We start from the raw sequence: 21,019 nt of genomic DNA, 5'->3' as shown, positions 1-21,019 counted from the left end.
GGGGGTCGTTGGTACGACGGGGTGAAGCATGTGGGCCTCGCGGTGAGGAGCCTCGACGATGACCGTTCCACTCGACCGGCACTATTCGGTCGAACTGCAGGTGTCGGCAGAGCGCGTTTCCCAGGTGCGGCGCATCGTCGCCGCGCACCTTCGTCACTGGAGTCTCGAACTCCACGTCCGGCCGGTGTGCCGGGCCATGGACGAACTCCTGACCAACGTCCATCGGCATGTCGGCGACGCCAACACGTGCGTCCTCGAACTCCGCTGGACCGGCCGGCACGTCACCGTGTCCGTCGCCGACAACAGTGCCCGGATGCCACGACTGCTGCCGTCCGGCGGCGGACTGAGCCGGGTGATGGCCCTCAGCGACAGCTGGGGCACCTGCCGGACCACGGACGGCAAAGTGGTCTGGTTCACCCGCTACGCCCAGGCGCCGCAGACCGCGCGACTGCTGCCGTACCCTCCGCTGCCCGGCGTACTCGAGTCGCGCCGAGCCCCGCTCGCGGCACTCGTATAGGTCCCCGACAGCTCGCGTACCCCGGCCGACGCGGAACGTGCCCCACCCGGCACGCATGATCCGCGTCGGCCGGGTACGTGCGGAAGGGGCCGCGTTGCGCCCGACCGCACGGCGCGGCACCGTCGAAGTACCGATGCAAGGAGGCCACTGCCATGCCCATCGCGACGGTCAACCCCGCGAACGGCGAACTGATCAGGTCCTACGACGCCCTCGGTGAGGAGGAGACCGAGCGCAGGATCACCGCCGCCCACACCACCTTCCAGCAGTACCGCACCACCCCCTTCGAGCAGCGCGCCGCCTGGCTGAACCGGGCCGCCGACCTGCTGGACGAGGACCGTGACACCATCGCCCGCACGATGACCCTCGAAATGGGCAAGCCGGTCACCGCGGCCCGTGCCGAGGCCGCCAAGTGCGCCAAGGCGATGCGCTGGTACGCGGCCAACGCCGAGCGCCTGCTCGCCGACGAGCACCCGGACCCCGCCGACGTGACGGACTCGGGTGCCTCCCGGGCCTTGGTCCGCTACCGCCCGCTCGGTGTCGTCCTCGCCGTCATGCCGTGGAACTTCCCCCTCTGGCAGGTGGTCCGCTTCGCCGCCCCCGCGCTGATGGCGGGCAACGTCGGTTTGCTGAAGCACGCGTCGAACGTCCCGCAGACCGCGCTCTACCTGGAGGACCTCTTCCACCGGGCCGGATTCCCGGCGGGCTGCTTCCGTACGCTGCTGATCGGCTCGGGCGCCGTCGACGCGGTCCTGCGCGACCCCCGGGTCGCGGCGGCCACGCTCACCGGCAGCGAACCGGCGGGCCGCGCCGTCGCCTCCACCGCCGGTGACGAGGTCAAGAAGACCGTGCTGGAGCTCGGCGGCAGCGACCCGTACGTGGTGCTCCCCTCGGCCGATGTCGAGAAGGCCGCGGCCACGGCGGTCACGGCGCGCGTCCAGAACAACGGCCAGTCCTGCATCGCGGCCAAGCGGTTCATCGTCCACGCCGATGTGTACGAAACGTTCGCCGAGCACTTCACCGCCGGGATGCGGGCCCTCACCGTCGGCGACCCGCTGGAGGAGACCACCGACATCGGACCGCTCTCCAGCGAGCAGGGCCGCACGGATCTGGAGGAGCTCGTCGACGACGCCGTCGAACGCGGCGCCACCGTCCTGTGCGGCGGCGGCCGGCCCGACAAGCTCGGCGGCGGCCTGGAGAACGGCTGGTTCTACGACCCGACCGTGCTCGCCGGGATCACCCCCGCCATGCGCATCCACCGCGAGGAGACCTTCGGCCCGGTCGCCACCCTCTACCGGGTCGCCGACCTCGACGAGGCGGTCCACCTCGCCAACGACACTCCGTTCGGGCTCAGTTCCAACGTCTGGACCCGCGACCCGGGGGAGCAGGAGCGGTGTGCCCGCGACCTGGAGGCGGGCGGGGTCTTCTTCAACGGGATGACCGCCTCGCACCCGGCCCTGCCCTTCGGCGGGATCAAGCGCTCCGGTTTCGGGCGCGAACTGGCCGGGCACGGCATCCGCGAGTTCTGCAACGCCACCACGCTCTGGTACGGCCCCGAGGAGTCCTGACGCAGCCCCTCCCTTTTCCGCCGTCATCCCACGAGGAGACCCGCTCCGTGAGCGACACCCACACCCCGCCCGCACTCTCCGACGAGGAACTCGCCGCACTCGACGCGCACTGGCGCGCCGCCAACTACCTCGCCGTCGGGCAGATCTATCTGATGGCCAACCCCCTCCTCACCCGGCCCCTCAGCCCCGAGGACATCAAGCCGCGGCTGCTCGGCCACTGGGGCACCTCGCCGGGGCTCAACCTCGTCCACACCCACCTCAACCGCGTCGTCAAGGACCGGGGCATCGAGGCGCTCTGTGTCTGGGGCCCCGGCCACGGTGGCCCGGCCGTCCTCGCCAACGCCTGGCTGGAGGGCAGCTACACCGAGACCTATCCAGACGTGCCCCGCAACACCGAGGGCATGGGCGTGCTCTTCAAGCAGTTCTCCTTCCCCGGCGGAGTGCCGAGCCATGTCGCGCCGGAGACGCCCGGCTCCATCCACGAGGGCGGCGAACTGGGCTACGCCCTCACCCACGCCTACGGGGCCGCCTTCGACCACCCGAACCTGCTGGTCACCTGCGTGATCGGCGACGGCGAGGCGGAGACCGGACCGCTCGCCGCGTCCTGGCACGCGAACAAGTTCCTCGACCCGGTGCACGACGGGGCCGTCCTGCCGGTCCTCCACCTCAACGGCTACAAGATCGCCAACCCCACCGTCCTGGCGCGGCTGCCCGAGGACGAACTCGACCAGCTCCTGCGCGGCTACGGCCACGACCCGCTGTACGTCACCGGCGACGACCCGGCCACCGTCCACCGGGCCATGGCCGCCGTCATGGACACCGCCGTGGAGCGGATCGCCGCCCACCAGCGCGCGGCCCGCGAGGAAGGGGCCACCGAGCGTCCCCGCTGGCCCATGATCGTGCTGCGCACCCCCAAGGGCTGGACCGGCCCCAAGGAGGTCGACGGCCTGCCCGTCGAGAACACCTGGCGCTCCCACCAGGTCCCCCTCTCCGGGGTCCGGGACAACCCCGAGCACCTGCGGCAGCTGGAGGCCTGGCTGCGCTCCTACCGCCCCGAGGAGCTGTTCGACGCCGACGGCCGCCCCACCGAGCAGGTTCTCGCCTGTGTCCCCGAGGGGACGGCGCGGCTCGGCTCGACCCCGTACGCCAACGGCGGCCTGCTCCTGCGCGACCTGCCGGTCCCCGCCCTGGAGGACCACGCCGTACGCGTCGACAAGCCGGGCTCCACCTCCCACTCGCCGACCCGGGTGCTCGGCGGACTCCTGGCGGACATCATGGCCGCCACGGCCGAGCGCCGGGACTTCCGGGTGGTCGGCCCCGACGAGACCGCCTCCAACCGGCTCCAGGACCTCTACCGGGCGACCGGCAAGGCCTGGCAGGCGCAGACCCTGCCCACCGACGAACACCTCGCCCGCGACGGCCGGGTGATGGAGGTGCTCTCCGAACACCTCTGCCAGGGCTGGCTGGAGGGGTATCTCCTCACCGGACGCCACGGCCTCTTCTCCAGCTACGAGGCGTTCGCCCACATCGTCGACTCGATGGTCAACCAGCACATCAAGTGGCTGCGCACCTCGCGCCGACTGCCCTGGCGGCGCCCCATCGCCTCCTTCAACTACCTGCTCACCTCGCATGTCTGGCGCCAGGACCACAACGGCTTCTCGCACCAGGACCCCGGGTTCGTCGACCACATCCTGAACAAGAGCCCCGAGGTCGTACGCGTCTATCTGCCGCCGGACGCCAACACCCTGCTCTCCGTGGCCGACCACGCGCTGCGCAGCCGGGACTACGTCAACGTGATCGTGGCGGGCAAGCAGCCGACGTTCGACTGGCTCACGATGGAGGAGGCCCGCGCCCACTGCGCCCGCGGGGCCGGGGTGTGGGAGTGGGCCGGGACCGAGGACGGCAGCCGCGAGCCGGACGTGGTGCTCGGCTGCGCCGGGGACGTCCCCACCCAGGAGGTGCTGGCCGCCGCCGACCTGCTCCGCCGCCATCTGCCGGAGCTGGCCGTGCGGGTGGTCAACGTGGTCGACATCGCCCGCATGCAGCCGCACGAGGAGCACCCGCACGGGATGACGGACGCCGAGTACGACGCCCTGTTCACCCGCGACAAGCCGGTGATCTTCGCCTACCACGGCTATCCGTGGCTGATCCACCGGCTCGCCTACCGCCGGGCCGGCCACGCCGACCTGCATGTGCGCGGCTACAAGGAGGAGGGCACCACGACCACGCCGTTCGACATGGTGGTCCGCAACGACCTGGACCGCTACCGGCTGGTCATGGACGTCATCGACCGGGTGCCGGGGCTCGGCGTCCGCGCCGTCGCCGTACGCCAGAAGATGGCCGATGTCCGCACCCGCCACCACGCCTGGATCCGCGAGCACGGCGTCGACCTGCCCGAGGTGGTGAAGTGGAGCTGGGGCGGCTGAGGCAGTTGGGGCGATCATGGACGTCGTCCGCCTGACCCCGTCCCGCCGGAGAGCCCCACATGAAGCTGCGCTGCGCCGTGATCGAGGGTTCGCCTGCAACGCGCCCAGCTCCAGCCAGATCCGGTGCATCTCGTTGCCGGGGCCGCTGCCGAGGAGCCAGCTGACGCAGGCGTCCAGGGTGAAGCCGCCGGATGTTCTCGACCGCCTGGCCGTAGTACGTACGCGTGGCTCGGGCCGGCCCTCGTCAGAACCGCAGCGCCGCCGCGATCCGCCCGTGCTCGGCGAGCGAGTCGTCCTCGACGAACACCACGTCGGCCCCGCCGTCCAGCGCCGCCTCGATCAACTCGTCCACGATGTCCTCGCGGACCTCCGGGTCGTCCGACTGCGTGGTCCCCTCGGCGACCGGTTCCAGGTGTCCGTCGGTCACGCGGACGGTGGTCTGGAAGTGCTCCTCCACCGCGATCAGCCCCACCCGGCCCTCCCGGACGGCGGCCCACACCTCGTCGAGCCCGCCGGCGAACGCGTGCCCGCTGCGGGCGTTGTCGAGGCGCCTGCCGACGTCGGCCGTGGTCTGCCGGGCCCCTTCCTCCAGGGCGGGCCGCAGCTCCTTGAGGACCTCCGCGGGCGGAAGGTCGGCGGGCGCGCCCCTGGCGACGCGTCCGACGGCCGCCTTCGAGCTCTCGCCGGTCTCGTCCAGCAGGGAGAGGGCGGGCGGCAGCCCCATCACGTACAGCGGACGCGGGTCGGTGGCCAGTACGGCGCGCAGTTTCTGGTCGACGGTACGGAAGAAGTTCCGCGTGTCCTCGTAGGTGAACGTGCTCGGGGTGTCCCCGATCCGCTCCTCGCGCTGCGGGTTGGGCGGCTCCTTCGGCGCGGTCAGCGGGAATCCGTCCGTCCTCCGCACCTCGACGCCGCCGTCCGTGCCGTTCCACAGGGTGGCGTGGTCGGCGGCGACGGTGAGCACCCAGTACGGACGCGCCTGGGCCTTCGCGGCGACGAGGTTGCGGGTGAGGTAGGTGTCGCTGAGCACCACCCGTTCGGGTGCGGTGCGTGGCAGCTGCCAGATCTGGTGCTCGTCCGCCGTGGCCAGGACGACCAGCGAGTCCAGGGCCCGGCGCGGGTCCACCTCGTCGACCGCCCGCTCCAGCTCGGCCCTGATGGCGGCGGCCGTCTCCCGGCTCACCTGCGGATCGGAGTCCAGGCGGCGGCCCGCCTCCGCCACCAGGTTGCGCAGCCGCACCGGGTCCTGGTGGTTGTCCGGGGCCGTGCGGTGGGTCGGCATGGTCAGGGACAGGGCCGGATAGGGCCGGGTCGCCCGCAGCTCCCGCAACAGGCCGGCGGTCAGGGCGTCCGTGTCCATCGTTCCCTCCCAGGGCTCGAACCCGCTCCCGTATGAAGCGGATGCTTCGACGAGTCAATTCATACCGTTTGATTCTAATATGGGCGAGTTGGTGATCATTCTTCTCGTGCTCTTCTTCCCTCTCGATTGGACGGAATGTCCGTGAAAGCGCATCGCTTCCCGCGCACGGCCCGCGTCCTGGTCCCCGCCGTGGCCTCCGCCCTCCTGGCCGCCACCACCGCGGCCTGCGACTCCGACACCACGAGCGAGGGCACCCCCAGCAGCGTGCGGACGCTCACGCCGGACCGTTCCGAGCACGAGAGATCGCCGGCCTCGTCCTCCCGGCCGACGGGGTCGCCGTCCCAGGAGCAGAGCCCGCGCACCCAGCAGAGCTTCGCCGCCTCCGTCTCCACCGAGACCGAACGCGTCCGGCAGGAGGCCGTCAAGCGGCTCGAAGGCGTCGAGTGCCGGGGCGACGCGGTCGCCGACATCTCGGTGAGCGGGCTTTCCGTCACCGCGTCGGAGGAGGTCCGCAGCGCCCGCGTCCGGGTCACCGACACCACGGGCGCTCCCGCCTTCCACGCGGTGAAGGTGGAGTTCGTCGAGGCGGAGGACAAGGTCCTCGACGCGGTGGTCGCCGGGGCGGAGGACGCCCCGCCGGGCCGTACGGTCGACGCCTGGGCCAACAGCCGCAAGGCCGCCGGGGTGAAGACCTACCCCCGGGTCGCCCAGGTCGAGCGCGGCTGAGGGCGAAGCGGATGAGTGCCGCCGACGCGGTGACCGACTCGCTCGGGAGGATGCGCGCCGAATTCGGCGACCTGCCCGGCGGCCGTCCGGCCGACTACATCCCGCAGCTGGGCCTCGCCGACCCGGACGCCTTCGGGCTGGCCCTGGTCAGCATGGACGGGCACCGCTACAGCGCGGGCGAGGCCGAGGTCCCCTTCACCCTCCAGTCGGTCTCCAAACCGTTCGTCTACGCCCTCGCGCTCTCCCTCCTCGGCCTCGACGAGGTGAGCCGGTGGGTGGGCGCCGAGCCGAGCGGCGACGCGTTCAACGCCATCAGCCTCGAACCGGGCACCGGCCGGCCCGCCAACGCGATGGTCAACGCCGGAGCCATCGTCACCACCGCCCTGATCCCCGACACCCCCGACGAACCCGCCTTCGAACGCATCCTGCACTTCCTCGGCCGCTTCGCCGGGTGCGAACTGGACGTGGACGAGGAGGTGTTCGCCTCGGAGTCCATGACCGGTGACCGCAACCGGGCGCTCGCGTACCTGATCCGCTCCACCGGCACCCTGCCCGTCGACCCGGTCCTGGCGGTGGACCGCTACTTCCGCCAGTGCGCGGTACGCGTCACCGCCGTCGACCTCGCGACGATGGCCGCGACGCTCGCGTACGGCGGGGTCAACCCGGTCACCCGCGACCAGGTCGTCTCCGCGGAGGTCGCCGCGCGCGTGCTCGCCGTCATGGCCACCTGCGGCATGTACGACGGCTCGGGGGAGTGGCTCCTGCGGATCGGGCTGCCCGCCAAGAGCGGGGTCTCCGGCGGCCTCATCGCGGTCGGCCCCGCCCGCTTCGGCGTCGCCACCTACAGCCCGCCGCTGGACACCACCGGTACGTCGGTACGCGGCCACGCCGCACTCGGCGCGCTCTCGCAGCGTTACGGACTCCACCTGATGCTCAACCCCGCGCTGCCCGGTTCGACGGTCAGCCTCGTCACCACCGCCGACGACCTGCCCTCAGCCCCTTCGGCCGACCATGAGAGAGCCCTGCACGAGAAGGTAGGCGTGGTCGTCGCACAGGGGGCCATCGACTTCACGGCAGCCGAACGCGTGCTGTACGCGCTGGACGAGTCGGGGCCCTACCGTGGCGGCTCGGTCGTCCTGGACCTGCACGACGTGACCGCCATCGACTCGGTCGCCCTGTCGATGCTGCACACCGGTCTCGCCCGGCTCTCCACCGACGGCCGGCGCGCGGCGGTCGTCGACCCGCGCGACCTGCTCGGCCCGCCGGACGTCGTACGGGAGGGCACCGGCCAGGACCTGCCGCGCTACGCCACCCGCGAGGCCGCGGTGGAGGGCTGCGCGAAGGTCCTGGCCGGGGAGGGCTGACAGGGGCCCGGGACTACCAGATGGCCCCGACCCACTCGGGGTGGTCGATGAACGGGTTCCGGTTGTGCTGGAACTGCTCGAATATCACGTCGTTACGGCGCTTCTCGAAGGTGTCCGGCGGGTCCTCCTGGCTCCACCGCTTCAGCACGGACAGCTTGCCCATCTTCGGGGCGGAGCCGTTGTTCACCTGGTCGTTGGGTTCGAGGTCGGCGAAGGAGTCGTTGCCCTCGTACCGCACCGCCATGTAGAAAATCATGCGGGCGACGTCGCCCTTGACCGCGTCGCGCGGCTCGAAGGAGTCGCCGTCGGTGTAGTTGCCGGGCGCCTCGCCCAGCTGGCTGCCGCCGTCGTCGAAGTCCTTGTTGCCGCGGGCGGAGTTGACCGAGACGTCCTCGGGGCGCAGATGGTGGATGTCGGTGCCCGGGCCCGTGGCCGTACCGAAGTCGCCGTGCGACTTGGCCCAGACGTGCTCGCGGTTCCACTGGTCGGCGTTGCCGCCGTTGTCGTTCTTGGACTGGGAGCGCCCGGTGTACAGGAGGATCACGTTGGAGGAGTTGGCGGGGTCCTCGTCGCTGGTCTTGAGCGCGTCCCACACCTGGCTGTAGGAGAGCTTGGTCTGGTCGCTGATGATCGTGTGCAGGGCGGCCTTGAGCTGGGTGCCGGTCTTGCCGAGGGCGTCCTCGTAGTACGTGTCGTCGAGCGCCGCGGCGAGGGTGGCGGGACGGTCCGGCGGGGTGTCGGCGGCGGGTGCGGCCGCCGCGGTGCCCGCGAGGACGGCGACGGCGGCCGCGGTGGCCAGCAGCGGACGCGCGTAGAACTGATGACGACGGGACATGTGGGGTGTCCTCTCGAAACGCGGGCACCACGACGCCTGCCCTGGGTGAGGGCGCTCGTCGGGGTGGCCGTGCGGTGTGTGGTAGGCGGGAGCCTTCCACACGCGCCGTGGCCCGCGTGTGAACGCTCTGCATCTATCATGTGCAGGTCAAGATTGACCTTGATCGGGCCCCTGGGGCGGGAACGCTCCAGGGGCCCGGCAGGTGGCTGCCCGGCGGCCCAGTCACGCAGGGCGCGGACCGAGTGAATCGAGACCGTCCGTGTCGTAGGAGGGCTGATAGGTGCTGACGTCGACGCCGTGGAGCATGGGCACCGCCTCAAGAGGTGGGAACCGACATTCCGGTTCTGCCCACTCCTCGTACGGCCCAATGACCGGTCCACTCTCCCGGGTGGCCCACCGGTTCCCGGGCCCTCGGATGCGGACCGGCCCGTGCGGCGCGAGAATTGCCGCAAGGACGAGGAGGAGGCGGCATGAGCGAAGACCCCGAATCCGTATCCGCGGCCGTGCCGGAGGCGTCGGGCGTGACCCCCGACCGGCTCCTGCACACGGGCGCGAGCGACAGGCCGAGCGCGGAGGACGTGGTGCTCGCCTCCGGGCGGGACCTGACCCCCGAGACCCTGGAGTGGGCTCGGCGCAAACTGGCCGACGAGGGGCGCTCCGCCCTCGACAGGCAGCTGCCCTGACGGACCCCGCGGCCCCGCCCGGCGACCCGGCGGCAGACGCTCGGCGGGCCGGGAGCCGGGGCGATGCGACCGAGGGGCCGGGGAGCGTGTGGGGCGCCCCCGGTTCCTCGGTTAGCCTGAGTGACATATGAACCGTTTGACGACCTCACAGGGCACTTTCGAGCTTGCCCGCTTCCCCGAGCACCCGAGCGATCCCTTCCGGGCATGGGACGCCGCCGACGAATACCTGCTCCGCCAGCTGACGGATCCCGAGACGGGCCCCGTCGACCTCACGGGCGCGGTCGCCGTCGTGGGGGACCGGTGGGGTGCCCTGGCCACCGCGCTGGCCGCCCACCGGCCCTTCCAGATCAGCGACTCCTACCTGGCCCGGCGCGCCACCCAGGCCAACCTGGACCGCAACGGCCTGGACCCGGCCGCCGTGACGCTGCTCTCCTCGCGCGACACCCCGCCTGACCGGATCGACGTGCTGCTGGTCCGGGTGCCGAAGTCCCTCGCGTTCCTGGAGGACCAGCTGCACCGGATCGCCCCGGCCCTGCACGCGGGCACGGTGGTCATCGGCACCGGCATGGTCAAGGAGATCCACACCTCGACCCTCAAGCTGTTCGAGCGGATCGTCGGTCCGACCCGCACCTCCCTCGCGGTGCGCAAGGCGCGGCTCATCTTCAGCACCCCGGACCTCGAGCTCACGCGCACGCCGAGCCCGTGGCCCTACCGCTACGAGCTGCCCGGTGACGTGGGCCCGGTCGCCGGCCGTACCGCCGTCAACCACGCCGGGATCTTCTGCGCCGAGCGCCTGGACGTCGGCACCCGCTTCTTCCTGAAGCACCTGCCCACCCGCGGCGGATCCGTCGAGGTCGCCGACCTGGGCTGCGGCAACGGTGTCCTCGGTCTCTCGGCGGCGCTCGCCAACCCCGATGCGCACGTCACGTTCGTCGACGAGTCGTACGGGGCCGTCGCCTCCGCCGAAGAGACGTTCCGCCTGGGTGCGCCGGAGGGTGCGAAGGCGGACTTCCTGGTGGGCGACGGACTCACGGACCTCACCCCCGGCAGCCTCGACCTGGTGCTCAACAACCCGCCGTTCCACTCCCACATGGCGACGACCGACGCCACCGCCCGCACGATGTTCGTCAGCGCGCGCACCGCGCTGCGGCAGGGCGGCGAACTCTGGGTGGTGGGCAACCGGCACCTCTCGTACCACACCCACCTGCGCCGGATCTTCGGCAACTGCACCACGGTGGCGGGCGACCCGAAGTTCGTGGTCCTGCGCGCGGTGAAGCGCTGACGGCGGAGATCAGGGTTCCCGGCCCTTCCAGATTCTTGCAACACGTTCTACTGTGTGCGCCGCCGCACACGGGCGACGCAGACGCGAGACTCCGGAGGGGCCGTGCACCTCGAATACACGCCTGAGCAAGAGCAGTTGCGCACCGAACTCCGAACGTACTTCGCGGCCCTGGTCCCCGACAACGCCTACGCCCGCTACGCGGAACCCGCCGCCCAGAAGCGCTTCTACCGCGAGACGGTCCGCCGGCTCGGCACCGACGGCTGGCTGGGCGTGGGCTGGCCGAAGGAGTACGGCGGCCGAGGGCTCACGCCCATGGAACAGTTCATCTTCTTCGACGAGGCGGCCCAGGCGGGCGTGCCGCTGCCACTGATGGCACTGAACACGGTCGGGCCCACGATCATGCAGTTCGGCACCGGCGAGCAGAAGACGTACTTCCTGCCGAAGATCCTCGCCGGGGAGATCGACTTCGCGATCGGCTACAGCGAACCGGACGCCGGCACCGACCTCGCCGCCCTCAAGACCCGCGCGGTCCGCGACGGGGACGCGTACATCGTGAACGGCCAGAAGATCTGGACCACCAACGGCGACACTGCCGACTGGGTCTGGCTCGCCGTACGCACCGACCCCGAGGCCCCGCCGCACAAGGGCATCACCATGCTCCTGGTCCCCACGAGCGACCCCGGCTACTCCTGCACCCTGATCAGCACGCTCGCCTCGCACGACACCACGGCCAGCCACTACGAGAACGTACGCGTCCCCCTCACCCACCGCGTCGGCGAGGAGAACAAGGGCTGGCGGCTCATCACCAACCAGCTCAACCACGAACGCGTCACCCTCGCCGCCCACGGCACCATGGCGGTCCGCGCCCTGCGCAACGTCCAGCGCTGGGCCGCCGACACCGAACTCACCGATGGCCGCCGCGTCATCGACCTCCCCTGGGTCCGTACCCGCCTCGCCCGCACCCATACCCGCCTGGACGCCATGAAACTGCTCAACTGGCAGATGGTCTCCGCCCTCCAGGACGCGACCCTCTCCCCCCAGGACGCCTCAGCGGTCAAGGTCTACGGCTCCGAGGCCCGCCGCGACGCCTACGCCTGGCTGATGGAGATCGTCGGCTCGTCGGGCCCCCTGAAGGAGGGCTCCGCCGGCGCGGTACTCCACGGCGAACTGGAACGCGGCTACCGGTCGGCGGTCATCTTCACCTTCGGCGGCGGCAACAACGAGATCCAGCGCGAGATCATCTCCTGGATCGGGCTGGGGATGCCGCGCGTGCGGCGGTGAGCGTGCGAGGTGATCAGTCGCCAGAACTGAGGTCCACCTGGCCCGGTCCCCATGCTGCCCGACGTCCTGGAAGGGTGCATCCGCAGCGTCTGCGACGGGGACCCGAACACCCTGAAGATCGCGGTGCACCGGCTGGACGACAGCACCCGTCGCATCCACCTCAGGGGCGTCCGCTGAGGGCAGGTGGCCTGCCCGCGTCCCTCGCCGGACGTGCCCCCATGGGACGATGACCCCGTGACGTTGGAGGACCTCGTCCGGCTGCGCCGGGCCCGTGACCGGATGGACCGTGACTACGCTGAGCCGCTCGACGTGCCGGCGCTGGCGCGCGGCGCGCTCATGTCGCCGGGCCACTTCTCCCGCAGCTTCCGTGCCGCGTACGGCGAGAGTCCGTACAGCTATCTCATGACCCGCCGGATCGAGCGGGCCAAGGCGCTGCTGCGCCGAGGGGACCTGTCGGTGACGGAGGTCTGCTTCGCCGTCGGGTGTACGTCGCTCGGGTCGTTCAGCTCCCGCTTCACCGAACTGGTCGGCGAGAGCCCAAGTGCCTACCGGGCGCGCCCCCACGAGGAGGGTGCCGCCGTCCCGGCCTGTGTCGCCAAGATCCACACGCGACCGGTCAGGAATGGAGAAGCGAAAGCGCCGCCCCGTCCGTAGCGTGAAGCACATGGAAATCAAGCTCGCACAGACCTTCATCGCCGTCGACGACCACGACAAGGCGCTCACCTTCTACCGAGACGTTCTCGGCCTGGAGGTACGCAACGACGTCGGGTTCGAGGGGATGCGCTGGGTGACGGTCGGCTCCCCGGCGCAGCCGGACGTGGAGATCGTCCTCGAACCGCCGCTCGCCGACCCGAACGCCCCGGCCGCCGACCGGCAGGCCATGGCCGAGCTGTTGGCCAAGGGCCTGCTGCGCGGCGTGATCTTCTCCACCGACGATGTCGACGCCACCTTCGAACGTATCCGCGCCGCGGGCGGCGAGGTGCTCCAGGAGCCGATCGACCAGCCGTACGGCGTCCGCGACTGCGCCTTCCGCGACCCGGCCGGCAACATGCTGCGCTTCAACCAGCCGCGTAAGGGCTGAAGCCCGCCGATGGACCGGTTCCGCTGCCGGGCGGGACCGGGACGGCGAGAATGGAACGCGCTGTTCGAAGTGAGCGAGACCGAGCCGGGCGCCGCAGGTGTGCGTGAGCGGCGGCCCCGCGCAACAGATGGAGAGACGATGAGCAAGGCCGAGAGAACCGGATCGCGGTCGCCCGCGCAGCCGGTCGCCGACAGCCACGAAGTGATCCGTGTGCACGGGGCGCGCGAGAACAACCTCAAGGATGTCGACATCGAGATCCCGAAGCGCCGGCTGACGGTGTTCACCGGGGTCTCCGGCTCAGGCAAGAGTTCTCTGGTGTTCAACACGATCGCGGCGGAGTCGCAGCGGCTGATCAACGAGACCTACAGCGCCTTCGTCCAGGGCTTCATGCCGACGCAGGCGCGGCCCGAGGTCGACGTACTGGAAGGTCTGACGACGGCGATCATCGTCGACCAGCAGCGGCTGGGCGCCGACCCCCGCTCCACGGTCGGCACCGCCACCGACGCCAACGCGATGCTGCGCATCCTCTTCAGCCGGCTCGGCAAGCCCCACATCGGCTCGCCCAACGCGTTCTCCTTCAACGTCGCCTCGATCACGGCCCGCGGCGCGGTCACGGTCGAGCGGGGCGCCGCCACGAAGACGGAGAAGCAGACCTACTCCCGTACCGGCGGCATGTGCACCCGCTGTGAGGGCCGGGGCACGGTCACCGACATTGACCTCACCCAGCTGTACGACGACACCAAGTCGATCGCCGAGGGCGCGTTCACCATCCCCGGCTGGAAGTCGGACAGCTGGTGGACGGTGCGGACCTACGCCGAGTCGGGCTTCCTCGACCCGGACAAGCCGATCCGCAAGTACACCAAGAAGGAGATGCAGGACTTCCTCTACCGGGAGCCGACCAAGGTGAAGGTCGAGGGCGTCAACCTCACCTTCGAAGGGCTGATCCCCAAGATCCAGAAGTCCTTCCTCTCCAAGGACAAGGAGGCGATGCAGCCGCACATCCGCGCCTTCGTGGAACGCGCGGTCACCTTCACCACCTGTCCGGAGTGCGAGGGCTCCCGGCTCAGCGAGAGCGCCAGGTCCTCGAAGATCAGGAGGATCTCCATCGCCGACGCCTGCGCGATGCAGATCAGCGACCTGGCCGACTGGGTGCGCGAGCTGGACGAGCCGTCGGTGGCGCCGCTGCTCAGCGCGCTGCTGGGGACCCTCGAATCGTTCGTGGAGATCGGCCTCGGCTACCTCTCGCTCGACCGGCCCTCGGGCACGCTGTCGGGCGGTGAGGCGCAGCGCGTCAAGATGATCCGCCACCTCGGCTCCTCGCTGACCGATGTCACGTACGTCTTCGACGAGCCCACCATCGGCCTGCACCCGCACGACATCCAGCGGATGAACGACCTGCTGCTGCGGCTGCGGGACAAGGGCAACACCGTGCTCGTCGTGGAGCACAAGCCGGAGGCGATCGCCATCGCCGACCATGTCGTCGACCTCGGCCCCGGGGCAGGCAGCGCGGGCGGCACCGTCTGTTTCGAGGGCACGGTGGAAGGACTGCGGGCCGGCGGGACCCTCACCGGCCGCCACCTGGACGACCGGGCCGTCCTCAAGGAGAAGGTCCGCACACCCTCCGGCACGCTGGAGATCCGTGGCGCGTCCGCGCACAACCTGAGGGACGTCGATGTCGACATCCCGCTCGGGGTGCTCTGCGTGGTCACCGGGGTCGCCGGCTCCGGCAAGAGTTCCCTCATCCATGGGTCGATCCCGGAGGGTGAGGACGTGGTCTCCGTCGACCAGACCGCGATCCGCGGTTCGCGCCGCAGCAACCCGGCTACGTACACCGGGCTCCTCGACCCGATCCGCAAGGCCTTCGCCAAGGCCAACGGCGTGAAGCCCGCCCTGTTCAGCGCCAACTCCGAGGGCGCCTGCCCCACCTGCAAGGGTGCCGGTGTCATCTACACCGACCTGGCGATGATGGCGGGCATCGCCACCGTCTGCGAGGAGTGCGAGGGCAAGCGGTTCGAGGCCTCGGTGCTCGACCATCACCTCGGTGGCCGCGACATCAGCGAGGTGCTCGCGATGTCGGTGGACGAGGCGGAGTCCTTCTTCGCCGAGGGGGACGCCCGAACGCCCGCCGCGCACAAGATCCTCACCCGTCTCTCGGACGTCGGGCTCGGCTACCTCAGCCTCGGGCAGCCGCTCACCACGCTCTCCGGTGGCGAGCGTCAACGGCTGAAGCTGGCCACCCACATGGGTGAGAAGGGCGGTGTGTACGTCCTCGACGAGCCGACCACCGGTCTGCACCTGGCCGATGTGGAGCAGCTGCTCGGGCTGCTGGACCGGCTGGTGGAGTCGGGCAAGTCGGTGATCGTCATCGAGCACCACCAGGCGGTCATGGCGCACGCCGACTGGATCATCGACCTCGGCCCCGGCGCCGGGCACGACGGCGGCCGGATCGTCTTCGAGGGCACCCCGGCCGACCTGGTCGCCGACCGCTCCACCCTCACGGGCGAGCACCTCGCTGCGTACGTGGGGGGCTGACGGGAGCGTCTCGTACGCCGTACGCCGTACGTCATGCGTAGTGCAGGGCCGGGGGAGAGGCTTTCCCCCGGCCCGCCTCGTAGCACTACCGTCCGGTGGACCGGCTCACCCCCCCCACCGGCACCCCCGCCAACAACACCCGCGGCATCTCGCGCAGCGAGGGCGGTGAAGTCCAGCCGCATCGCCGCCAGTTCCGGGTCGGCCTCACAGGCGGCCGGCATCGCCGCCGACGGCATCCCGCTCGACCTACTGCTCGACAACGGCGGAGGGGTGGCCCCGCCCCACCCGGATGACCACCGCCGACGGCTTCGAGCTCCGGTGCGGCAGCAACTTCCTCGGGACGTTCGCCCTCACCGTCCGCCTGCTGCCGCTGCTCCTGGCCGCCCCCGAGCCCCGGGTCGCCACCATGAGCAGCGGAACCGCCAACTGCGGCCGGATCCGCCTCGACGACCTTCAGTGGGAGCGCCGCCGCTACTGACCCAACCTCAGCTACGCCCGGTCCAAGCTGGCCGACCTCATGCTGACCCGGCAGCTGGGCGGCATCGCCGCCGAGCGCGGCAGGAGTCTGCTCAGCACGGGCGCCCACCCCGACTGCACCCGCACCGACCTCCGGACGGCGGGCGCGAGCCTGGGGCGCGACAAGCCCAAGCGCTCCCCGCTCAAATCGTCACCGTGTCCTGACCGGCAGCCTCACGAACACCGCTCAGGACGGCCGGTCCCGGTTGAGCCACGAGGGGACCTCGGGAACATCCGCGTCCCACGCCCGCGGCGGCTCCGGCTCCGGCGGCGGCTGCACGGGGCGGCGCCGCGCGGGCGGAGGCGGCTGCACCGGCTCCGGTTCGGGGGCGGCCTGCGGTTCGGGATCGGGCTCCGGCGCGGCGCTGTCGCAGAGCTCCTCCACCACTGTGAACCGGCAGTGGAAGCTCTGCCAGGCCCCGTCCAGGACCAGCACGAACCCGTCAAGCTCGCGGTAGAGCCTCCGGCGCTTCGGACTGGCCGGATGCACCGGCTGGTACACCTCGGCCCGCTTCCGCAGGGCCTCCAGCGCCTCCTCGCGTGTGCCGTCCACATGGTCCATGACACCGGCCGACCAGACCCGGCGCTGGCCGCCGAGGCCGAGGTTCTGCTCCACCAGCAGCCCCCATCTGGGCATGATCTCCCCCGCTCGTCGATCACTCCACCGTGCCGCGACAGCCCTCTGCCACGAAAGGGCCCCGCGTCGCACCATTGTTCCTGATCTTGTTACGTGCCGTGGCGCCGCCTGTACGCCCACGCGTCGTACCGCGGCGCCGCCGAGCCGCGTACCGACTCCGCCGTGAGGCCGCCATACTGGACGTGCCGGGGAGGGCGTAGCGGTAGCAGCGGGGAACGACGGGGGCGGGAAGCGGCAGATGGCGGACACCAGGCTGATCCAGAGCCGGTACCGGCTGCTCGATCTGATCGGGCGCGGTGGCATGGGCGAGGTGTGGCGGGCGCGCGACGAGTCGCTGGGCCGTCTGGTCGCCGTCAAATGCCTCAAGCCCATGGGCCCCCAGCACGACCAGGCGTTCACTCGCATCCTGCGCGAACGCTTCCGCCGCGAGGCCCGGGTCGCCGCCTCCCTCCAGCACCGCGGCGTCACCGTCGTCCACGACTTCGGCGAACACGAAGGGGTCCTCTACCTCGTCATGGAGCTGCTGGACGGACACAACCTGAGCCAGCTCCTGGAGGAGAACCAGCAGCGCCCGCTCCCCGTCGACCATGTCGTCGACATCGCCGAACAGGTCGCCGACGCGCTCGGCTACACCCACCGGCAGGGCATCGTCCACCGTGACCTGAAGCCCGCCAACATCATGCGGCTGACCGACGGCACGGTGAAGATCTGCGACTTCGGCATAGCGCGACTCGGCCACGACATCAACGTCACCTCCCGCCTCACCACCACCGGCATCGCCATGGGCACCCCCCACTACATGTCGCCCGAGCAGATCGGCGGGAAGGAGGTCGACCACCGCAGCGACCTCTACTCGCTGGGCTGCGTGCTGTACGAGATCGCCACCGGCGTACCGCCGTTCGACCTGGACGACGCCTGGGCCGTACTCGTGGGGCACCGCGACACCCAGCCCGAGCCGCTGCGCACCCACCGCGCCGAACTTCCCGGCTTCTTCGACCGCGTCGTCCTCGACCTGCTGGCCAAGGCCCCCGACGAGCGGCCCGCCGACGCGAGCGACCTGCGCCGCCGCATCACGCTCGGCCGCAGCGGCGAGCACGAGGCACTGGGGCCTTCCCTGTTGCCGGCGGCCCTCTCCGGCACGTACCGGACGCCGGAACCCGCCGTCCGCCGCCCGGCCCCCGAACTGCCCGACTGGACGCGGAACATGACCGCCGGGCACCCAGCGGCCGGCTCCCTGAACCAGGTGGCCCGCCTCCCCGACCCCGCCGCGGGACTGACCGGCCGGTGGACCGTCGCGCGTGCCGCCACCGCCACGCCCCCCGGCACCGACAGCTCCACCGGTGTCCCGCCCGCCCGCCCCGCCCCCACGCCCGAGCTGCTCGCCGCGCTCGCCGGCCGCCACAGCTCGGGCATCGACCTGGGACGCCTGGGTCGCTGGGAGGAGGCGGGCGACGTGCACCGGGCGGTCGCCGCCCAGCGCGAGAGGGTCCTCGGCCCGGACCACCCGGACACTCTCGCCAGCCGTCACGAGATCGGCCTCACCCTCAGCCGCACCGGCCGGGCCGCCGACGCGCTGCGCGAGTTCGGCCAGGTCGCCGCCGGCCGCGAACGCACCCTGGGCCCCGACCACCCGCAGACCCTCGCCGCCCGGCAGGAGACCGCCCACGTCCTCGGGCAGCTCGGCCGCTACTTCGAAAGCCATCAGGTGTACGCGGCGGTCCTCGCCGCCCGGGAACGGTCCATGGGCCCCGACCACCCGGAGACCCTGCGCTGCCGCCACCACCTCGCGCTCAACCTCAGCCGCGTCGGCCGGCCCGAGGAGTCGTGGCGGCTGGCCCGCCAGGTGGCCGACGACCGGGCCCGGCTGCTCGGCGCGACCCACCCCGACACGCTCGCCACCCGGTACGAAGTCGCGTACACCCTCGGCCGGCTGGGGCGCTGGGCGGAGGCCCTGGAGACCTACCAGGAGGTCGCCCGGGCCCGAGCCGCCACCCTCGGCCCCGACCACCCCGGCACCCTCGCCGCCCGCTACGAGGCGGGCATCAGCCTCGGCCGGCTCGGCCGCAGCGCGGAGGCCCTGGAGCTCTTCCGGACCCTGGTCGCCGACCGTACGCGGGTGGGCGGCCCGTCCGACGCCGAGACCCTGCGCGCCCGTCACGGTCTGGGCGTCAACCTGGGCCGGATGGGCCACTGGGAGGAGGCGGTCACCGAGGCGCGTGAGGTGTGCGCGATCCGGGAGAGCACCCTCGGCCCCGACCACCCGGACACCGTGCTCAGCCGCCGTGAGGTCGCGGTAGCCCTGGGCTGGCTCGGCCGGTGGGCCGAGGCCCTCATCGCGTACCGACAGGTCGCGGAGGCGCGCGGCCGGGGCCTGGGCCCGGACCACCCGGAGAGCCTGGCCGCCCGCCACGACGAGGCGCACTGCCTGGACCGGCTCGGGCGGAAGGAGGAGTCCGCCGAGCTGTTCCGCACCCTCGCCGCGCACCGGGCCCAGAACGCGCTACCGCCGCACTGACCACGGCCCCGGCCTGCGGCGACGGGCCCGGGACCCCCGGCCGGGGCCCGGCCGTGCGGTCCCTCTGGCCGGGACGCGGCTCCGCGTGTTACGAAGGTGCATGCCCGCACCTGAGCCGTCCGCACCCCACCCGTCCGCCCACCTCCAGCCGCACGCGCCCGTCCGGGGCCGCTACGACGCCGTGATCGTGGGCGGCGGCCACAACGGTCTGGTCGCAGCCGCCTACCTCGCCCGCGCCGGACAGTCCGTCCTCGTCCTGGAACGCCTGGACACCACCGGGGGAGCGGCCGTCTCGACCCGCCCCTTCGCCGGCGTCGACGCCCGCCTCTCGCGCTACTCCTACCTGGTCTCGCTGCTGCCGCGGAAGATCGTCCGCGATCTCGGCCTCGACTTCGCCGTACGCAAGCGGACCGTCTCCTCGTACACTCCGGCGCTGCGCGACGGGCGGCCCACCGGACTCCTCGTCGGCGGCGACCGTACGCGGGAGTCGTTCGCCGCGCTGACCGGGGGAGAGCGGGAGTACGAGGCGTGGCAGCGCTTCTACGCCATGACGCGGCGCGTGGCCGAACGGGTCTTCCCGACCCTCACCGAGCCGCTGCCCGCCCGCGACGCGCTGAAGGCCCGGATCGACGACGCCGAGGCATGGCGGACCCTGTTCGAGGAGCCCATCGGGGTGGCCGTCGAGCGGAACTTCACCGACGACCTGGTACGCGGCGTGGTGCTGACCGACGCTCTGATCGGCACCTTCGCCGACGCCCACGATCCCTCACTGCTCCAGAACCGGTGTTTCCTCTACCACGTGATCGGCGGCGGGACCGGCGACTGGGACGTCCCCGTCGGCGGCATGGGCGCCCTCACCGACGCCCTCGCCGGGGCCGCCCGTGCGGCGGGCGCCGAGATCCGCGTACGGCACGAGGCGACCCGGATCGAGACCGACGGCACCCACGCCGAGGTCACCGTCCGCACACCGGACGGCGAACAGGTCATCGCCGCCCGCCGGGTGCTGGTCAACGCCTCCCCGCAGGCGCTCGCCGCCCTCCTCGGAAAGACCCCGCCGGAGCCCGCCGAGGGCGCCCAGCTCAAGGTGAACATGCTGCTCACCCGGCTCCCCGAGCTCCGCGACCGGTCCGTGGACCCCCGACAGGCCTTCGCGGGTACGTTCCACATCGCCGAGGGGTACGGGCAGTTGGCCGACGCCTACCGGGACGCGGCGGCCGGACGGCTGCCCGCCGCACCGCCGTCCGAGATCTACTGCCACTCGCTGACCGACCCCTCGATCCTCGGCCCCGACCTCGCCGCGCGCGGCTACCAGACCCTCACCCTCTTCGGCCTCCACGCCCCGGCCCGGCTCTTCGCCGCCGACAACGACACCGCCCGCGCCGCCCTGCTGAAGGCCACCCTCGCCGAACTGGACGCCCACCTGGAGGAGCCGATCACCGACTGCCTGGCCCTCGACGAGAGAGGCGAACCCTGCATCGAGGCCAAGACGCCCCTCGACCTCGAACGGGATCTGCGCCTGCCCGGCGGCCACATCTTCCACCGCGACCTCTCCTTCCCGTACGAGAGCGAGACGACCGGGCGGTGGGGCGTGGAGACCGCTCACGCCAATGTCCTGCTCTGCGGGGCGGGCGCGGTGCGCGGCGGCGGGGTCAGCGGGGTGCCCGGCCACAACGCGGCGATGGCGGCCCTGGGTTAGCCC

General features: G+C 71.7%; 18 protein-coding genes. 15 read left to right on the top strand and 3 right to left on the bottom strand.

Annotated features, from left to right (window positions below):
• Nucleotides 1-58: 58 nt before the first annotated feature.
• The 3 genes from AMK21_RS22720 (at nt 59) to AMK21_RS22710 (ending at nt 4,508) form a co-directional block, all read left to right on the top strand.
• The gene (locus AMK21_RS22720; RefSeq protein WP_073880805.1) at nt 59-517 is read left to right on the top strand and encodes an ATP-binding protein; all 459 of its coding nucleotides are present in this window, start codon (nt 59-61) and stop codon (nt 515-517) included.
• Nucleotides 518-669: 152 nt separating this feature from the next.
• Entirely contained in the window at nt 670-2,082 is a 1,413-nt protein-coding gene (locus AMK21_RS22715) for an NADP-dependent succinic semialdehyde dehydrogenase (RefSeq protein WP_073880803.1), read from the top strand.
• 47 nt (nt 2,083-2,129) lie between these two features.
• Nucleotides 2,130-4,508, top strand: a complete 2,379-nt coding sequence (locus tag AMK21_RS22710) for a phosphoketolase (protein WP_073880802.1) — start codon at nt 2,130-2,132, stop codon at nt 4,506-4,508.
• A 244-nt stretch (nt 4,509-4,752) separates the two neighbouring features.
• On the opposite strand, the gene AMK21_RS22705 is transcribed toward AMK21_RS22710, so the two are convergent.
• Nucleotides 4,753-5,868, bottom strand: coding sequence for a chemotaxis protein (locus tag AMK21_RS22705; protein WP_073880800.1), 1,116 nt, complete (start codon nt 5,866-5,868; stop codon nt 4,753-4,755).
• 135 nt (nt 5,869-6,003) lie between these two features.
• Here AMK21_RS22705 and AMK21_RS22700 point away from each other — a divergent pair, with 135 nt between their 5' ends.
• Nucleotides 6,004-6,594: a hypothetical protein gene (locus AMK21_RS22700; protein WP_073880798.1), complete on the top strand. Its 591-nt coding sequence runs from the start codon at nt 6,004-6,006 to the stop codon at nt 6,592-6,594.
• Nucleotides 6,595-6,605: 11 nt separating this feature from the next.
• On the top strand, nt 6,606-7,958 hold the full coding sequence (gene glsA, locus AMK21_RS22695; protein ID WP_073880796.1) for a glutaminase A: 1,353 nt from the start codon (nt 6,606-6,608) through the stop codon (nt 7,956-7,958).
• Nucleotides 7,959-7,971: 13 nt separating this feature from the next.
• Here glsA and AMK21_RS22690 read toward each other — a convergent pair whose 3' ends face one another.
• Complete coding sequence (locus AMK21_RS22690; RefSeq protein WP_073880794.1) at nt 7,972-8,793, bottom strand: endonuclease I family protein; 822 nt, start codon at nt 8,791-8,793, stop codon at nt 7,972-7,974.
• Nucleotides 8,794-9,263: 470 nt separating this feature from the next.
• Here AMK21_RS22690 and AMK21_RS22685 point away from each other — a divergent pair, with 470 nt between their 5' ends.
• The 8 genes from AMK21_RS22685 to AMK21_RS36185 all read left to right on the top strand — a co-directional run bounded on the left by AMK21_RS22685 (nt 9,264) and on the right by AMK21_RS36185 (nt 16,130).
• Complete coding sequence (locus tag AMK21_RS22685; protein ID WP_073880792.1) at nt 9,264-9,476, top strand: hypothetical protein; 213 nt, start codon at nt 9,264-9,266, stop codon at nt 9,474-9,476.
• Nucleotides 9,477-9,603: 127 nt separating this feature from the next.
• Entirely contained in the window at nt 9,604-10,758 is a 1,155-nt protein-coding gene (locus tag AMK21_RS22680) for a methyltransferase (protein WP_073880790.1), read from the top strand.
• A gap of 102 nt (nt 10,759-10,860) precedes the next feature.
• A complete protein-coding gene (locus AMK21_RS22675) occupies nt 10,861-12,039 on the top strand; it encodes an acyl-CoA dehydrogenase family protein (protein ID WP_073880788.1) in 1,179 nt (392 codons plus the stop codon).
• A gap of 51 nt (nt 12,040-12,090) precedes the next feature.
• Complete coding sequence (locus AMK21_RS36685; protein WP_267893929.1) at nt 12,091-12,216, top strand: hypothetical protein; 126 nt, start codon at nt 12,091-12,093, stop codon at nt 12,214-12,216.
• 57 nt (nt 12,217-12,273) lie between these two features.
• Entirely contained in the window at nt 12,274-12,693 is a 420-nt protein-coding gene (locus tag AMK21_RS22670) for a helix-turn-helix transcriptional regulator (protein WP_073880786.1), read from the top strand.
• 10 nt (nt 12,694-12,703) lie between these two features.
• On the top strand, nt 12,704-13,120 hold the full coding sequence (locus AMK21_RS22665) for a VOC family protein (protein ID WP_073881150.1): 417 nt from the start codon (nt 12,704-12,706) through the stop codon (nt 13,118-13,120).
• Nucleotides 13,121-13,258: 138 nt separating this feature from the next.
• Nucleotides 13,259-15,652, top strand: coding sequence for an ATP-binding cassette domain-containing protein (locus tag AMK21_RS22660; RefSeq protein WP_073880784.1), 2,394 nt, complete (start codon nt 13,259-13,261; stop codon nt 15,650-15,652).
• Nucleotides 15,653-15,941: 289 nt separating this feature from the next.
• Nucleotides 15,942-16,130 carry a hypothetical protein gene (locus tag AMK21_RS36185; protein WP_234422011.1) on the top strand — a complete coding sequence of 63 codons (189 nt, stop codon included), beginning with the start codon at nt 15,942-15,944 and terminating at the stop codon, nt 16,128-16,130.
• A gap of 225 nt (nt 16,131-16,355) precedes the next feature.
• Here AMK21_RS36185 and AMK21_RS22650 read toward each other — a convergent pair whose 3' ends face one another.
• Nucleotides 16,356-16,805 (bottom strand): hypothetical protein, encoded by a 450-nt coding sequence (locus AMK21_RS22650; RefSeq protein WP_073880782.1) that lies wholly within the window; start codon nt 16,803-16,805, stop codon nt 16,356-16,358.
• 238 nt (nt 16,806-17,043) lie between these two features.
• On the opposite strand from AMK21_RS22650, the gene AMK21_RS36680 reads away from it, so the two are divergent.
• Both AMK21_RS36680 and AMK21_RS22640 read left to right on the top strand, forming a co-directional pair.
• Complete coding sequence (locus tag AMK21_RS36680) at nt 17,044-19,320, top strand: serine/threonine-protein kinase (protein ID WP_073880780.1); 2,277 nt, start codon at nt 17,044-17,046, stop codon at nt 19,318-19,320.
• A 100-nt stretch (nt 19,321-19,420) separates the two neighbouring features.
• Nucleotides 19,421-21,016, top strand: a complete 1,596-nt coding sequence (locus AMK21_RS22640) for a phytoene desaturase family protein (RefSeq protein ID WP_073880778.1) — start codon at nt 19,421-19,423, stop codon at nt 21,014-21,016.
• The last annotated feature ends 3 nt before the right edge of the window (nt 21,017-21,019 follow it).

The sequence above is a fragment of the Streptomyces sp. CB00316 genome, assembly GCF_001905595.1.
Lineage (GTDB): Bacteria > Actinomycetota > Actinomycetes > Streptomycetales > Streptomycetaceae > Streptomyces.
The sequence above is the reverse complement of the archived record's forward strand: the minus strand, read 5'-3'. Positions and strand labels throughout refer to the sequence as shown.

Excerpts from the sequence above, each read along its gene's own strand:
- AMK21_RS22720 (WP_073880805.1), top strand. The coding sequence starts at position 59 with ATGACCGTTCCACTCGACCGGCACTATTCGGTCGAACTGCAGGTGTCG.
- AMK21_RS22715 (WP_073880803.1), top strand. The coding sequence starts at position 670 with ATGCCCATCGCGACGGTCAACCCCGCGAACGGCGAACTGATCAGGTCC.
- AMK21_RS22705 (WP_073880800.1), bottom strand. The coding sequence starts at position 5,868 with ATGGACACGGACGCCCTGACCGCCGGCCTGTTGCGGGAGCTGCGGGCG.
- AMK21_RS22700 (WP_073880798.1), top strand. The coding sequence starts at position 6,004 with ATGTCCGTGAAAGCGCATCGCTTCCCGCGCACGGCCCGCGTCCTGGTC.
- glsA (WP_073880796.1), top strand. The coding sequence starts at position 6,606 with ATGAGTGCCGCCGACGCGGTGACCGACTCGCTCGGGAGGATGCGCGCC.
- AMK21_RS22690 (WP_073880794.1), bottom strand. The coding sequence starts at position 8,793 with ATGTCCCGTCGTCATCAGTTCTACGCGCGTCCGCTGCTGGCCACCGCG.
- AMK21_RS22685 (WP_073880792.1), top strand. The coding sequence starts at position 9,264 with ATGAGCGAAGACCCCGAATCCGTATCCGCGGCCGTGCCGGAGGCGTCG.
- AMK21_RS22680 (WP_073880790.1), top strand. The coding sequence starts at position 9,604 with ATGAACCGTTTGACGACCTCACAGGGCACTTTCGAGCTTGCCCGCTTC.
- AMK21_RS36685 (WP_267893929.1), top strand. The coding sequence starts at position 12,091 with ATGCTGCCCGACGTCCTGGAAGGGTGCATCCGCAGCGTCTGCGACGGG.
- AMK21_RS22665 (WP_073881150.1), top strand. The coding sequence starts at position 12,704 with ATGGAAATCAAGCTCGCACAGACCTTCATCGCCGTCGACGACCACGAC.
- AMK21_RS22660 (WP_073880784.1), top strand. The coding sequence starts at position 13,259 with ATGAGCAAGGCCGAGAGAACCGGATCGCGGTCGCCCGCGCAGCCGGTC.
- AMK21_RS36185 (WP_234422011.1), top strand. The coding sequence starts at position 15,942 with ATGACCACCGCCGACGGCTTCGAGCTCCGGTGCGGCAGCAACTTCCTC.
- AMK21_RS22650 (WP_073880782.1), bottom strand. The coding sequence starts at position 16,805 with ATGCCCAGATGGGGGCTGCTGGTGGAGCAGAACCTCGGCCTCGGCGGC.
- AMK21_RS36680 (WP_073880780.1), top strand. The coding sequence starts at position 17,044 with ATGGCGGACACCAGGCTGATCCAGAGCCGGTACCGGCTGCTCGATCTG.
- AMK21_RS22640 (WP_073880778.1), top strand. The coding sequence starts at position 19,421 with ATGCCCGCACCTGAGCCGTCCGCACCCCACCCGTCCGCCCACCTCCAG.